This is a genomic window from Chitinophagaceae bacterium (assembly GCA_007695095.1).
In the GTDB taxonomy this organism is placed as follows: domain Bacteria; phylum Bacteroidota; class Bacteroidia; order Chitinophagales; family REEL01; genus REEL01.
This window is the reverse complement of the sequence record REEL01000109.1, coordinates 1-15738: the sequence shown is the minus strand read 5'-3', so window position 1 is coordinate 15738 and position 15738 is coordinate 1. Positions and strand designations below refer to the sequence as shown.

The 15738-nt window shown below is 36.6% G+C and carries 15 protein-coding genes; 12 read left to right on the top strand and 3 right to left on the bottom strand.

From position 1 onward, the window contains the following. Together EA412_07060 and ligA are read right to left on the bottom strand one after the other, a co-directional pair. Nucleotides 1-470 (bottom strand): hypothetical protein (locus EA412_07060; protein ID TVR79099.1); only part of this gene is annotated, 470 nt, incomplete at its 3' end. A gap of 1 nt (nt 471) precedes the next feature. Beyond that, nucleotides 472-2595 (bottom strand): DNA ligase (NAD(+)) LigA, encoded by a 2124-nt coding sequence (gene ligA, locus EA412_07055; protein TVR79098.1) that lies wholly within the window; start codon nt 2593-2595, stop codon nt 472-474. 282 nt (nt 2596-2877) lie between these two features. Between ligA and EA412_07050 the strand changes: the two genes are divergently transcribed. From EA412_07050 to EA412_07020, 7 genes are all read left to right on the top strand, one after another. Beyond that, nucleotides 2878-4224, top strand: a complete 1347-nt coding sequence (locus EA412_07050; protein ID TVR79103.1) for a lysine 2,3-aminomutase — start codon at nt 2878-2880, stop codon at nt 4222-4224. Between the two features lie 349 nt (nt 4225-4573). After that, nucleotides 4574-6088 carry a bifunctional phosphoribosylaminoimidazolecarboxamide formyltransferase/IMP cyclohydrolase PurH gene (gene purH, locus EA412_07045; protein ID TVR79102.1) on the top strand — a complete coding sequence of 505 codons (1515 nt, stop codon included), beginning with the start codon at nt 4574-4576 and terminating at the stop codon, nt 6086-6088. A gap of 57 nt (nt 6089-6145) precedes the next feature. Beyond that, a complete protein-coding gene (locus EA412_07040) occupies nt 6146-7168 on the top strand; it encodes a rod shape-determining protein (GenBank protein TVR79097.1) in 1023 nt (340 codons plus the stop codon). Between the two features lie 110 nt (nt 7169-7278). Next, complete coding sequence (gene mreC / locus EA412_07035; GenBank protein TVR79096.1) at nt 7279-8103, top strand: rod shape-determining protein MreC; 825 nt, start codon at nt 7279-7281, stop codon at nt 8101-8103. A 91-nt stretch (nt 8104-8194) separates the two neighbouring features. Beyond that, the gene (gene mreD, locus EA412_07030) at nt 8195-8704 is read left to right on the top strand and encodes a rod shape-determining protein MreD (GenBank protein TVR79095.1); all 510 of its coding nucleotides are present in this window, start codon (nt 8195-8197) and stop codon (nt 8702-8704) included. A gap of 42 nt (nt 8705-8746) precedes the next feature. Further along, nucleotides 8747-10555, top strand: a complete 1809-nt coding sequence (mrdA, locus tag EA412_07025) for a penicillin-binding protein 2 (GenBank protein TVR79101.1) — start codon at nt 8747-8749, stop codon at nt 10553-10555. Beyond that, nucleotides 10542-11801: a rod shape-determining protein RodA gene (locus tag EA412_07020; protein TVR79094.1), complete on the top strand. Its 1260-nt coding sequence runs from the start codon at nt 10542-10544 to the stop codon at nt 11799-11801. The genes mrdA and EA412_07020 overlap by 14 nt, the downstream gene beginning before the upstream one ends. A gap of 40 nt (nt 11802-11841) precedes the next feature. Here EA412_07020 and EA412_07015 read toward each other — a convergent pair whose 3' ends face one another. Then, on the bottom strand, nt 11842-12333 hold the full coding sequence (locus EA412_07015; GenBank protein TVR79093.1) for a hypothetical protein: 492 nt from the start codon (nt 12331-12333) through the stop codon (nt 11842-11844). Nucleotides 12334-12455: 122 nt separating this feature from the next. Between EA412_07015 and EA412_07010 the strand changes: the two genes are divergently transcribed. The 5 genes from EA412_07010 to paaJ form a co-directional block, all read left to right on the top strand. Then, nucleotides 12456-13058, top strand: coding sequence for a TetR/AcrR family transcriptional regulator (locus EA412_07010; GenBank protein TVR79092.1), 603 nt, complete (start codon nt 12456-12458; stop codon nt 13056-13058). Nucleotides 13059-13062: 4 nt separating this feature from the next. Beyond that, nucleotides 13063-14055, top strand: a complete 993-nt coding sequence (locus EA412_07005) for a 1,2-phenylacetyl-CoA epoxidase subunit A (protein TVR79091.1) — start codon at nt 13063-13065, stop codon at nt 14053-14055. Between the two features lie 9 nt (nt 14056-14064). Next, nucleotides 14065-14442 (top strand): 1,2-phenylacetyl-CoA epoxidase subunit B, encoded by a 378-nt coding sequence (locus EA412_07000; protein TVR79090.1) that lies wholly within the window; start codon nt 14065-14067, stop codon nt 14440-14442. 16 nt (nt 14443-14458) lie between these two features. Next, complete coding sequence (paaI, locus tag EA412_06995; GenBank protein ID TVR79089.1) at nt 14459-15211, top strand: phenylacetate-CoA oxygenase subunit PaaI; 753 nt, start codon at nt 14459-14461, stop codon at nt 15209-15211. Nucleotides 15212-15262: 51 nt separating this feature from the next. Continuing rightward, nucleotides 15263-15738, top strand: a 476-nt coding sequence (paaJ, locus tag EA412_06990; protein ID TVR79100.1) for a phenylacetate-CoA oxygenase subunit PaaJ, incomplete at its 3' end; no start/stop codon positions are given.

Sequence of the window (15738 nt, the reverse complement as noted above, 5' to 3'; positions counted from 1 at the left end):
GCATGCGGATTGTAAACAAAGGGCCTGCTCCTTTTGGTAATTTCTTTTGTAAGTGCCGTAAGCGTATATGTCAGTAAAAATGTTTGCAGATACATTCCGGTGATTTCCCAGCCTTCACTTCTGATAGAGCTGTCAAACAGCATACTCAATGGCATGGCAAATCCGGTAGTCATACCTATATCACTGAGTTTTATCGAAGTTGGAGACCAGTATCGGGTAGAGATTCTGTCCGGCCACCAAATATCTTCAGCATTGTGAAGCTCAATCTGTGTATGTGTTAAAGTATCTTTTCTATGTTTCAGGTATTCGGCCAATCCACTTCCTGCCAGACCGGCACCACCCATAGTTCCGCTCAATCGCCAACTTAACTGATAGGTATTATCGTTTTGTCCCTGTAAATTTAAAGTTGGATAAGAAAGAAAAAGGAATAGCCATATTAAAACTACCGGAAACGTCTTTTTTGTTTGCATTTTATTTGTTAATGGTTTCTATCATGTTTTTAAATTCTTCTTCACTGAGAATACTAATTTCCTCTATCTTTTCAGCTTTTGTAAGTTTAGATCCGGGAGAAGCTCCCACGACCAAATAGTTAAGGTTTTTACTTACTGCACTAATTGTTTTTCCCCCGAGAGATTCTACCAGATCCGCGGCTTCTTTTCTGCTGAAGGTTTCCAGTGAACCGGTAAATAAGAATGTTTTTCCGGAAAAAGGCAGATTCTCTTGCTTCAGAGAAGATTTGTCAGAAACTATGTTTAAACCTAAGTCTTCAAGCCTTTGAATCATAGCTTTGTTTTCATCTACAGAGAAAAAGTCGAGAATACTTCCTGCGACTTTTGGCCCGATATCTTCTATTTCCAGAAGCTGTTCTTCGGTTAGCACGGTCAATTCATTCAAATCCTCTATTTCAGCAGCCAGATTTTTAGCTGTCCTCAAACCGACAAACCGAATACCCAATCCAAAAATTAGTCTGTATAAGGGTGCTTTTTTTGATTTTAAAATGGCTTTCTCTAAATTTTCTACTGACTTTTCTCCAAAACCTTCCAGTGTTCTGACTTTATCAAAATCAATAGTATATATATCCGGAATTGTTTTTAGCACATCCATTTCATAAAAGCGCTTTATTAGCGATTCGCCCAGACCTCTGATATCCATTGCATCTTTTGACACAAAATGAATAAGCTTTTCAACTAACTGAGCCGGACAAAGAGCATTTATGCAGCGGCTTACCGCTTCTCCTTCAGGTCTTGTTAACTTTGAGTGGCAACTTGGACAACTATCCGGAAATTCAATGACCTTTTCACTTCCGTCTCTCACATCTTCCAATGATTTTACAACGTATGGAATTACATCTCCCGCTCGCTCAATCAACACCTTATCGCCTATGCGAATGTCTTTATCTTTTATAAAATCCTCATTAAACATTGAAATGGATGTTACCGTAACTCCGGCTAAGGAAACCGGACTAACCTTCGCTACCGGTGTAACCGCTCCTGTTCTGCCAACCTGAAATTCAATTCTTTCTAATCGGGTAGTGGCCTGACGAGCTTTGAATTTATAGGCAATTGCCCATCTGGGATGATGAGAAGTGCTTCCGGCTAATTGCTGATATTTATACTCATTGACTTTCACTACAATGCCGTCAATTTCAAATGGATATGCATCTCTTTTTTCTTCCCAACCGGCACAAAAATTTACCACCTCGTTTATTGACTGAAAATGACCAAATTCTTTTTTAGGAATTTTGAACCCTAAAGAGTAAAGAATATCCAGACTTGACTTATGATCCGGTATTTTCTCTAAAAGTAGGTTATTCCCGGACGAATCCTCCGCAAAGGCCAGCTGATAAATAAAAGCTTCCAAACTTCTTTTTGAAACTTCAGAGCTGTCTTTTAAGCGCAAAGCTCCGGAAGCGGCATTTCTGGGATTTGCTAATAAAGTAAGCCCCTCCTCTAACCTTTGATTATTTAACTGTTCAAACTTTTCTTTAGATATTAATACCTCACCTCTGAGTTCAGCTTTGTGAATACCATATCGGGAAAAAGCAGCTTTGAGAGGTAGGCTTTTTAAAACCTTTGCATTCATAGTGATTTCTTCACCGCTTTGTCCGTCTCCACGGGTTGCTACTCTTATTAGTTTGTCATTTTCGTAGACTAAAGCAATACTGGACCCATCGTATTTGGGCTCTGCGGTAAAAGTTATATCCTGTTCCTTAACAAACCTCTCTAATCTTGTTTTCCAGTTGTTAAGGTCCTCGGAAGAGTATGAATTATCCAAAGATAACATAGGGAGCAAATGTGCCACCGGTGGAAAATCATCGGTAATGCCTCCACCAACTCTTTGGGTAGGGCTGTCATCGGTAATTAAATCCGGATTTTCACTTTCGATTTTTTGGAGCAACTTAAACAGGGAATCATACTCAAAATCGGAGATAAGTGGCTCAGATAAAATATAGTAACGCCAATCGTGAAACAGCACAACCCTCTTAAGTAAGGACAGCTCTTCAACAGGGTTTTCCTTTTTAAAAAAAGACTCTTTCTGTTTTAACAAGCTATCCGTGAGATTTGAAATTTCTTTTTGTTCTTCCTTAGAATACATTTCTGAGTATTTATGCAAATTTAATTTTCCTGACAGATTATTTCTAATCCTTAATGCAATTTATATTTTAAAAGCCCTTTTTTAGAAGAGGCATGGTAGCAAACAATAAAAAAAATTATTTATATCCGCTTTTTCACTAAACAAAGCGGTTAAAAATGCCGTTAAAATAAGGCTAATAATAATCTGCATTGACCCTGTTTAACATAATTCGTTAATTTTTTCTATTTTTGCAGTCCAAATTTTTTGAATTCTAAAAAAGGAGATGATTTGATAAGAACAGATATTTCTAATGGAACAGAAGTTATACAATCGGAAAAATACCGTTCGTATGCATTACACAACTACAAAAAAATACCCCAGGTAGCCCGCCTGACGGATGAACAAATTGAAGCTATTGAGGTCGTTGGGAATGTACTTCCATTTAAAACAAATAATTACGTAGTCAATGAGCTGATAAATTGGGATAACATACCTGAAGATCCCATTTTTGTTTTAAATTTTCCTCAAAAAGACATGTTATTGCCGGAGCATTACAATAAGATGAAAAGTGCTATGGAAAGCGGTTTGAACAAAGTTGAACTTAAAAAAGTTGCTCATGAAATAAGGCTGGAACTAAATCCCCATCCTGCTGGTCAGGTAGAGCTTAATGTGCCTGAAATAGATGGTGTTAAACTCACCGGCGTACAGCATAAATACAGAGAAACCTTATTGTTTTTCCCCAGTCAGGGACAAACCTGTCATGCATATTGCACCTTTTGCTTCAGATGGCCCCAGTTTGTGGGTATGGATGAGCTAAAATTTGCCATGCGTGAGACAGAGTTGCTGGTAAAATATCTCAAAGCTCACCCCGAAGTTACAGATGTGCTTTTTACGGGAGGAGACCCTTTAATTATGAAGACAAAGTTATTGGCAAACTACCTCGAAGCGCTTATAGATGCTGATTTGCCAAACTTACATACAATCAGGTTAGGGACAAAAGCTCTTGGATACTGGCCTTATAAATTCACTACAGATGATGACGCAGATGAATTATTACGGGTATTTGAAAAAGTCGTAAAATCCGGAAAAGTGCTGGCCATTATGTCACATTTTAATCATCCTGTAGAGCTTTCAACACCAGCTGTGCAGCAAGCAATTAAAAGAGTTACCTCTACCGGTGCTCAAATCAGATCTCAGTCGCCATTGCTCAATCATATAAATGATGATGCAAACGTTTGGGCTGAAATGTGGCGAAAGCAAGTTGATTTAGGAATCATTCCTTACTATATGTTTGTCGTAAGGGATACCGGCGCACAGCATTATTTTAATATTCCTTTAGTCAAAGCCTGGAATATTTTCAGAGATGCATATCAAAAAGTGAGTGGTATTTGCCGAACGGTTCGTGGACCAAGTATGTCGTCAAATCCCGGGAAAGTTCAAATGTTGGGTGTTTCTGAAATAAATGGAAAAAAAGTTATGGCACTCAGAATGTTGCAGGGACGAAACCCCGATTGGGTATGCAAACCCTTCTTTGCTGAATATGATGAAAAAGCTGTTTGGGTAAGTGATCTTAAGCCCGCATTCGGAGAAGAAAAGTTCTTTTTTGAAAAAGAGTTTAAAGACGATTTCGGAGCTACCATACATGATTAACCCTTGTAATTTCCCGAAATATCTTTTTATTACTGCTAAAGAGTGTTTTAATAAATTTCTTCATTTTGATGACTGTCTTTTAGCATAAGGTATTGTCTATTAACTTTTTGTGCATTGAAGATTGTTTATTTATTGTTATATAGAGAAAAATTTATACAATCGTACACCTTTTTCTTTGCAGAATTTAAAAACACTCCTTAAATATTTAATCCAAAAAGAATGTTTTTTTAAAGAAATACATTAAAAAAATAAACTTATGCCTTTTGGTTTTATTTTTTAGACATTATAAGGTAATAATCACCGATTATCAATAAATTTGTGTAATTAAATAGTGTTTAAAAAAGTAAGATTGAAAAAGATTAAATCCGCTCTTGTTTCTGTATTTCATAAAGAAGGTCTCGATGAGATTTTAAAGTGTTTAAATGAAAACAAGGTAAAAATTTATTCTACGGGAGGAACTCAAAAATTTATTGAATCAAAATCTATAGAAGTCCATGCAGTTGAGGACCTTACAGAATATCCTTCAATATTGGGCGGGCGCGTTAAAACACTACATCCGAAAATTTTTGGTGGCATATTAGCTCGTCGTTCTGAAAAGAATGATGTAGAAACACTTGAAGAATACAACATTCCGGAGATTGATTTAGTAATCGTTGATTTATATCCTTTTGAAGATACGGTTAAAAGTGGAGCAGAAAATAAAGAAATTATTGAAAAAATTGACATTGGAGGCATTTCCTTAATTCGGGCAGCTGCAAAAAATTATGAGGATACCGCTATTATTTCCGATAAATCACAGTATCAAAAGCTCGCTTCATTTTTGAAAAATCAAGAAGGTGCTTTAACTATTGAACAACGAAAAGAATTTGCTTTGGAAGCCTTTTTTAAGAGTTCAGAGTACGACAGGCACATTTTTAATTATTTTAACGAAAACAAAAAAGAGGTTTTTCAAAGAACCTTTCAGCCTTCATCAACTCTTCGGTATGGAGAAAACCCGCACCAAAAAGGCGTTTTTTATGGGAAAATGGATACCCTTTGGGAGCAATTACACGGCAAACAGCTTTCTTATAATAATTTGCTCGATATAGATAATGCACTGGCCTTTTCTAAAGAATTTAGTGAACCTGCAGCGGTGATTGTAAAGCACAACAATGCTTGTGGGCTGGCTACCGAAAGCAGCATTCAAAAAGCTTATGAAAAAGCACTGGAAGGAGATCCGGTATCAGCATTTGGAGGTGTGATTGTTTTAAACCGCACAGTGGATAAGAATTTAGCTGAAATTATAAATACACTCTTTTTAGAAGTTTTAATAGCTCCGGAATATGAAAAGGAAGCTTTAGAAATTTTAAAAAGCAAAAAAAATCGTATTTTACTGCGTCTGAAAAATTATCCTGAAAGTGAAGATCAATTTAGGTCTGCTCTGGGAGGTGTTTTATGGCAGGAGAAAGATAACTTTGATATTACAGAAAATACTTTTAAAAAAGTGACAAATCAGTCACCGTCAGAGCAGGAAGTGAAAGACTTAATTTTTGCTCAAAAAGTAGTTAAGCATTTGAAATCCAATGCAATAGTATTGGTTCGAAATAATCAATTGCTGGGATCCGGTTGCGGTCAGACTTCTCGTGTAGATGCTTTGAAGCAAGCCATTGCAAAAGCCCGGGAATTTGGTCTGGACCTTAAAGGTGCTGTAATGGCTTCGGATGCATTTTTCCCCTTTTCAGACTCGGTAGAAATTGCCGCAGAGGAAGGAATTAAGGCTGTAATTCAACCCGGAGGTTCTGTGAGAGATCAGGAAACAATAGACGTTTGTAATCAACATAGTCTGAGTATGGTTTTTACCGGAATCCGACATTTTAAACATTAAAAAAAGCTTTAGAACGTTACATGAAAAAAAATTATTCATTAAGAAATACAACCCCAAATGGCGCTATTTAATTTTCTACATCATGAAATTGCCATTGATTTAGGTACGGCAAATACCCTTATAATTTATAAAGATAAAGTTGTTGTGGATGAGCCTTCCATAGTCGCAATTAACAGAGCAACTGATAAAATAATCGCGGTCGGCAGTAAGGCCATGCAAATGCACGAAAAGACGCATGAAAACATTCGGACTATCAGACCACTGAAAGATGGTGTAATTGCTGACTTTAATGCAGCAGAAGGTATGATCAGGGAAATGATTAAAATGCTTTACAAGAAAAATCCTTTTTTTACCCCTTCTTATACTATGGTTATTTGCATTCCTTCTGGTATTACAGAAGTGGAAAAAAGAGCAGTAAAAGATTCCGCAGAACATGCAGGAGGCCGAGATGTTCGCCTGATTCACGAACCTATGGCAGCCGCTATCGGTATTGGAATTGATGTGGAAGAACCGGTTGGAAATATGATTATTGATATCGGTGGTGGTACTACTGAAATTGCTGTTATCGCACTTTCCGGAATTGTATGTGACCAATCGATACGGGTTGCAGGGGATGAGTTTACCCTTGACATCATTGACTACATGAGAAGACAGCATAATATTTTAATAGGCGAAAGAACAGCAGATAATATTAAAATTAAAGTCGGGAGCGCTCTTTTGGAATTAGAAGACCCTCCTGAAGATTATGCAGTAAATGGAAGAGATTTAATGACCGGCATTCCCAAACAAATAGAAATAAGCTATACAGAAATAGCACAAGCTATAGATAAATCAATATCAAAAATTGAAGAGGCCGTGTTAAAAGCTTTGGAGATGACTCCACCGGAATTAGCCGCCGATATTTACAGAACAGGCTTGTATTTAACCGGAGGGGGAGCATTAATCAGAGGACTGGATAAGCGAATTTCTCAAAAAACTAAGCTTCCTGTACATATTGCAGACGATCCATTGAGGGCTGTAGTAAGAGGAACCGGTATCGCGCTTAAAAACATCAACCGCTTTTCATTCCTGATGAAATAAATTGCCGGAACCTTAGTAATTAAGGTTAAAAGGAAGTTATGTTTTGGTTAAAAAAGATTTCAGTAATGATTACCTTTACTGTCGCAATAATGTGTTAACTTCCGCTTGCTATGCAAAATTTTATACGCTTTTTGATTAAAAATCATGCGGCCATTTGGTTTATTATTTTACAGTTAATAGCCATTACGCTGATTTTCAATTACCAACCTTACCAAAAAGCTCATTTCATCAATCGTTCCAATTATGTAGCAGGGTCATTGGATAGGCAATTAAGCAGTGTATTACATTATGTAAATCTTAAAGAAGTTAATGACAGTATTCTAGCTGAGAATGCCGCCCTGTACAATATGCTCTTCAACAGTACTGAAGGTCTCGAAAAGGCAGTTTTATTTGCAAATCAGGACACTTTGAACAGAAAGTATGATATGATACCTGCCAATGTAATCCGTAACAGTGTTTTTAGTCAAAGGAATTATTTCACTATAGACGTAGGAGCTAATCAGGGAATACAGCCGGATGACGGAATTATTAGTAAACACGGAGTAGCGGGAATAGTGGTAGATGTCTCTGACAACTATGCTCTTTGTATCAGCTTGCTGCATCTTGAAAGCAGAATTAGCGGCAGGCTATCAAACAGTGGATATACCGGTCAGCTTGTCTGGAAAAGATCTAATCTTCAAAAAGGGTTTTTAAAAGATATTCCACCTCATGTAAATGTGACTGTAGGAGAAGAAATCTTAACCAGTGGCTTTTCTGCTATTTTTCCGGCAGGAATACCGATTGGAACGGTCACAGACGTTAATGAAGAAAGAGGCGCTAACTTCCTGACAATAAAGCTTGAATATGCTACTATTTTTCAAAAGTTGAGCTATGTATATGTTATCAGACATAATGATAAAGAAGAGATTCTGGACTTGAATAATCAATATCAATGAAAGCTTAAATGAAAAACTATCTTTCATATAAAACTAAGAATAGCAGCAGGATTAACTCTTGTATGTTACGATTCAAAAGTAAAATTTTTCGATGAAAAGAGTACTTAACTGGATTTTTATCGGTGCAGCATTGATTTTTATGCAAAGTTTTTTGTTAGACAGAATTGCTTTCTCCTATTATATCTTTCCAATGATTTATCCATTGCTCTTGCTAATTATGCCATTTAAAATGTCTAAATGGGGTTTGATGTTTTTAGGTTTTGGCATTGGTTTAATAATGGACATATTGTCAAATACCGGAGGAATGCATGCATCAGCAATGCTTGTGTTGGCATTTTTCAGAAATAATACGATTCGCCTGCTTGAGCCACCAATCGGCTATGGGGAAGACAATGTCCCCGGAATCAATAATCCGGGTGTCCAGTGGTTCTTCTTTTATAGCTTTATGCTTCTTTTTCTGCATCATTTAGTTTTTTTTAGTTGGGAAATATTTTCATTAAACCGCATAATTTTTATACTCTTCAAGACAATATTTAGTACCTTTTTCTCAGTTTTTATAATAATGTTGTTATCTTTTCTCTTTAAGCCATCAGAAAAATAAATTCTATAAGTGTTAGTTCAGAAGTATACTCAAAGAAAGTGGATAATCTGGATTATTTTTTCAGCAGTAGTGTTTATTTATCTGATTAAGCTATTTCATTTACAGATAATTGACAAACAATATAAAGACAGAGCAAGTACTAATGTAATCAGAAAATCTACTATTTACCCTTCCCGAGGATTGATTTATGACAGAAACGGCAATCTGATAGTTGTTAATGATGCAGGATATGATTTAAAGGTTGTCCCTAACCAAATTCGTGCTTTTGATACCTTAAGACTGGTAAATCTTCTGAATATTGAAAAAGAGTTTATTGAATCTTCTATTCAAAGAGCAAGAAGGTATTCTTTTTTTAAGCCCTCCGTTTTTCTTTCTCAACTTTCTGCGGAAGAGTTTGCCGGTTTGCAGGAATATCTTCATCATTTTCCCGGATTTTTTGCTGAATCCAGAACAGTAAGAAAATATCCTTTTAAGGCGGCAGCTAATATTTTAGGTTATATAGGCGAAGTAAATGAAAGTCAAATACAGGCCTCCGGCAGATATTATCGCTCAGGAGATTATATAGGAGTAACAGGTATAGAACAATCTTATGAAGAGCACCTGAGAGGACAAAGGGGCGTTGCCTATTATCTGGTTGATGTTCACAATCGGGTGCAGGGCTCTTTTTCTGAAGGAAGTTTTGATACTTTACCCGTTCCCGGAAAAAATCTGATTAGTTCATTGGATATAAAACTGCAGCAATACGGTGAAAAGCTAATGCAAAATAAAAGGGGAAGTATTGTTGCAATTGAACCTGCTACAGGTGAAATACTGGCATTGGTAAGCAGCCCGTCTTATGACCCGAATATTTTATCGGGAAGAAAAAGAGGAGCTAACTTCAGAGAATTAGTACAGGATACTTTAAACCCTTTATTCAACAGGCCTATTATGGCTGAATATCCACCGGGGTCAATTTATAAGTCTTTAATGGCTTTAGTAGCGTTGGAAGATGGCGTAATTACACCTCAAACTTCCTATAATTGTAGCGGAGCTTATTTCTTGGGTAGATTAAGAGTAGGATGTCGTCATCATCCGCCTGCCAGTGATTTGGATTATGCCGTGATGTATTCCTGCAACAGCTATTTTTGTGATATTTTTCGCAGAACGATTGAACAGGATAAGTTTGCTAATGCCTCGGAAGGTATAGACAACTGGCAGAGATATATGAATAAAATGGGTCTTGGTGTCCGATTGGGAATTGATATTCCAAACGAAAAAACGGGTTTTATTCCCGGCAGAGCGTTTTATGACCGAATTTATCCTGACTTTCGCTGGAGAGCATCGACTATTATTTCTCTGGGAATCGGACAGGGTGAGCTTAGTGTAACACCGCTTCAAATGGCAAATATGATGGCATTTATTGCAAACAGAGGCTATTTTTACAGGCCTCATTTAATAAAAGAAGTTGAAGGGATGGCAGGCCAAAAAAGGCCTGAATTTCTGGAAAGGCATTCTGCCGGTATTAATGAAAAACACTTTGAACCGATTGTTCGGGGTCTATACAGAACTATTACGGAAGGAACCGGCAGGCGAGCTATAATACAGGGAATAGAGGTGTGCGGAAAAACAGGAACAGCAGAAAATCCGCATGGTGAATCGCACTCCCTTTTTGTGGCATTTGCCCCAAAAGAAAATCCTGAAATTTCTATAGCCGTTATAGTGGAAAATGCCGGGTCCGGTGGGCGTACAGCTGCTCCTATAGCCGGACTGATGATGGAATATTATTTGAATGATAGTATTTCTGATTTAAAAAAGCCGGTCGAAAAAGAAATGTTAAATCTTAATCTGATAGAAAAGTATGAACAGCCGTAGTGGATTAGCATATATGGACAAAAGTCTGATTTTTATCTTGATTATTTTAATGATAATCGGATGGCTGACAATCTTTGCCGTTGAGTATCAGGGTAATTTAGACGGGCTGTTCAGTGTTGGAAGCAGCGCAGGAAAACAGTTGAGATGGATTGGGATTTCACTGGCTGCCGGAGCTGTGGTTTTACTCTTTGATACCCGATTTTTTACACTCTTGTCATACCCACTTTATATCCTCGGATTACTATTATTGGTTGTGACAATTTTCTTCGGCGTAGAGGTGTCCGGATCAAAATCCTGGCTTGAAATCGGGGGGCTGCGTTTTCAAACTCCGGAACTGGCAAAACTTACAACTGCTTTAGCCCTGTCAAGGTTTTTATCCGTTCCGGAAAACTCATTAGATTCTTTTAAAAATGAGCTAAAAGCCTTTCTATTAATTTTCACTCCTCTGGTAATCATTATATTTCAAAATGAAACAGGCACAGCATTGGTTTTTTTATGCTTTTTTCTGGTTTTATTCAGAGCCGGTCAGAGCTTTATTTATATTTTATTGGGATTAATTGCCTCAATACTATTTGTTCTTTCTCTTATGTATGGCTTTGAATACGTTATTTTAGTTTTAGCAATACTGGCCGGCATTTCTATTTGGGTTTATCGAAAAAGGAAAAATATTATTTTACTCACAATTGTCGTATTGTTTGTCAGTAGCGGCTATTCCTTTGGGGTCCATTTTTTTTATGAAAATGTATTACAGCATCATCAGCAACAACGAGTAGATGTTTTGCTCGGCATTGAGCAGGATTTATTCGGTGCAGGATATAATTTAAATCAATCTAAAATAGCAATTGGTTCGGGAGGATTAACCGGAAAAGGTTTTTTACAAGGGACTCAAACAAAATTTGATTTTGTACCTGAGCAAAATACTGATTTTATTTTTTGCACTATAGGAGAAGAATTCGGCTTTTTGGGAAGTATTACGCTCCTTTCTCTTTTTCTGCTTTTGCTTTTTAGAATAACACATTTGGCAGAAAGACAACGATCCGGATATAGCGCCATATATGCCTATGCCATTGCCTCCATAATTTTTATGCATATCGTAATTAATATTGGAATGACAATTGGTTTGATGCCTATTATTGGAATTCCATTGCCGTTTATAAGCTATGGTGGATCATCATTGCTCATCTTTACCGTAATGATTTTTATCTTCATCCGCTTAGATGCAGACAGATTATTTGTATTGAGATAAATTACTCAAAATAATTTTACCTTAACTAATCGGTTTAAGATTAAGCTTTTGACATAAAATACTCCGTATTTTTAAGCATAATACGCAAATCCCTTCCGGCTAAGTATGCCTGTATAGGGTTCATGTCGTCTTTTAAAAAGGAATAAACATCATTTAAGTGAAGAGTTATAGGTCTGAACACTTTCAATACTTCATAAACAGTGTTATCTTCTATATGAGGCAGGAAAATATTGTATAAATGCCTTACCTTGGAAAGTAGATCTTTAAGGGTTAGCTCTTTATAATCTATACCTATTATTTTATACGCTCTAAAAAAATCTTTTGGAGCAGAATCCCTGTGCAGATTAAGTGCTTTTAGCTTTTTAACCTCATCCATAGTAAATCTGCTGACTTTTAATTTTTTAAAAAAATCATCATTTACCTGCTTGATTTCTTCCCGAACATCGGCAATGCTATGTTTTTCACTTTTAATTTTAGAAGTTGATTCCAATGTATTTTGACTATCTTTCTTATTGTATTCGTTTAAACTCATGATTTTTTCTTTTCAAATTAATTTTTCTTACTGAAAAAGGCAAGTTTTTTATTTTTTTAAGCCCAAATATTTTTTTTAAAAGCTTTTTAAACTAATTTAGCCTAACGAACGTTAGGGTGTATATGGAAGTACAAGTATTAAATAGAAAAAGTCAAATCAGGCAAACAGCATGTTTACTTTTCAGGGAAAAAGGATATGCCGGAACTTCCATGCGTGACCTGGCAAAGCATATAGGTATCGAACCTGCAAGCTTATATTCTCACATAAAGTCAAAAGAGAACATACTGCAGGACATTTGCTTTGGAATGGCTAAGGATTTCTTTTCTGCATTTAATGATGTGTTAATAGAAAATGACACTCCTGAAATTAAATTAAAAAAAGCTATAGAAGGTCACATAAAAGTGATTTTAAATAATGCTGATGCTTCAGCTGTTTTTTTCTATGACTGGCGATACCTTTCTGCGGAAAATTTGACAAAATTCAAAGCTATGCGCAGGAAATATGAAAAAGGGTTTGAAAACATACTTGAAGAAGGAGTTGATCTCGGTTCTTTCAAAGAGATAAATATCCGGTTTACCATTCAGAGCCTGTTTTCATGCATCAACTGGTTATATGACTGGAAAAAAGTAGCAATGTTTGCAGATGCAGAAGAAATGAGTACAAATTTCACAAATATATTTTTTAACGGAATCCTGAATGAAAATAATTTTTTAACTAAAAACTAAAGATATGTACGGTGGTGGTTATATACAAGAAGATAAGAACGTAAAAAAAGCGAAACCGGTAGAAGAAGATCCGGTGAAGTTAGCTGCATTTGAAGCTAAAATTGAAGCCGGAGAAAAAATTGAACCGGAAGATTGGATGCCTTTTGAATACAGGCGTCAGTTAATCAGAATGATAGAGCAGCATGCCCATTCAGAGGTTATTGGCTCATTGCCGGAGGGCACCTGGATTACCAGAGCACCAAATTTTAAGCGTAAGCTTGCATTGGTTGCAAAAGTACAGGATGAAATTGGTCATGCTCATTTATTATATAATGCGGCTGAAACCCTTGGAAAGTCAAGAAATGAAATGATAAACGACTTGCTAAGCGGGAAATCAAAATATTCAAATGTTTTTAATTATCCGGCCAAAACCTGGGCAGATGTAACGGTAATTGGATTTTTAATTGACGGGGCAGCAATTGTCAATCAGTTAATTAATTCAAAAGGCTCTTATGGTCCTTACTGTCGGGCTTTAGAGCGCATTTGTTATGAAGAGTCTTTCCATTTAAAACAAGGACATGAGGCATTGGTTGCATTAGCTACCGGAACCCCGGCTCAAAGAGATATGCTACAGGACGCCTTGAATCGCTGGTACAAACCAATGATACATTTTTTCGGTCCACCGGATAAAACTTCCGTCCATTCTGAAAAGTTAATGAAATGGAAAGTCAAAATGGCTTCTAATGACGACATGAGAAATCAGTTTTTAGATTCTTATGTTCCTAAAATATGGGAGTTGGGGCTAAGCTTTCCTGATGAAAAGCTGAAGAAAAATGAAGAAACCGGCGTTTGGGGCTTTAGTGATCCGGACTGGGACGAGTTCTTTAGAGTCATAAACGGAGACGGCCCTTGCAATGAGGAACGCCTTGCCGTTAGAAAATGGGCAGAAGAAAATGGCGAATGGGTTCGCAAAGCGCTCATGAAACCGGAAGAAAAAATAACTATACCACTATCTTAAAAATCAACTATGAGTTCATTAGATCCAAGAGTAAACCGATTAAAACTTAACCCCAAAGGTCAGGTTGAGTTAGAAAAAAAAGAGTGCTGGCAAACGTATGAAATTTTTCATCAAACAAAAAGAGGCAGCCATCATATACATGCAGGCAGTGTACATGCGCCATCTGCAGAAATGGCTTTGATTTTTGGTAAAGAACAGTATGCAAGAAGAAAAAAATGCAGCAATATATGGGTTGTAAAAACTTCGGATATACTGGCTACTTCTTATGAAGATGAAGATTTATTCGATGCAAACACTTCAGAAGACAAAAAGTACAGAGACGCCAGTGGCTTTAGAGTCAGAGATAAAATAAACACTTTTAAGAAACAAGAAGCTGAGCAACAGTAACTATAAAATAATTATTATGAAACCGGAACAGGAGTTAATGCTAAAAACAGCAGACGATGCACTAATATTAGGTCATAGAAATTCTGAATGGACAGGGTTGGGGCCCATTTTAGAAGAAGACATTTCTTTTTCTTCCATGGCACAGGACAAAATTGGCCACGCATTGGCAATTTACAAGATACTACATAATGAATTTGGCATGGATGTGCCCGATAAATTAGGTTTTGAAAGAGAAATTAAAAGCATGAAATGCTGTCATTTTACTGAATTACCAACAGAAGATTATGCCTTCGCTCTGATTCGTCATTTCTTATTTGACCATGCATCTTTCTTGCGTTTCAATGCTTTAGAAAACTCATCCAATGAGTCTTTGGCAAATCTTTCCCGCAAAGTAAGAGGCGAACTTAAGTACCATGTTATGCATGCCAATGTATGGATTAATCAATTAGGAAATGGTAATGAAGATTCAAATAGCAGGCTGCAGAAAGCGCTTGATTTTTCTATGCCTTATGCTTTAGGAATCTTTGAGGAAAGCCCTATGGAAAATGAATTAATTGAAAAAAATATATTCGTTGGGGAAAAGGCGCTTAAAGAAAAATGGATATCATTGATATCAAATGAAATTGAGAAAGCCGGATTAAAAATGCCGGAACTCGATAAGTTAAACCCGGTAATGGGAGGCAGAAATGGCTATCATACAGATGATCTTGCAAAGCTAATGACTGAAATGACAGAAGTTTTCAAAACTGATGTAAACGCTGAATGGTAATCTTTTCCGTTTAACGAAAAAGAGAATATTATGACTATTGAAGAAAAAAACATTAAGGAAACAGAATCTCAAATATGGGAATTACTGGAAGAAGTAAAAGACCCTGAAATTCCTTTTATCTCTTTAGTAGATTTAGGGGTAATTTCAAGTGTCAAAATCCTTGAAAACAATCAGGTAGAGGTCAGGATGACGCCTACTTTTGTTGGTTGCCCTGCCATTGATTATATGCAAAAAGACATACAGGAAACGATAGAAAAGGCAGGCTTCGAGGATGTTACGGTTATAATTGACATGAAAACACCCTGGAACACAAATAAAGTTACCGAGAAAGGTTTAAAACAACTTGAAAAATTTGGACTTTCAGCTCCAAAAAGACATTGCGGTACTATTAGCGATGAGGACTTAATGAATGCTCCCTGCCCAAATTGCAAAAGCGAAAATACAGACTTAATCAGCCCATTCGGACCCACACTTTGCAGGGCATTATTTATGTGCAACAATTGCAATCAAAGCTTTGAACAGTTCAA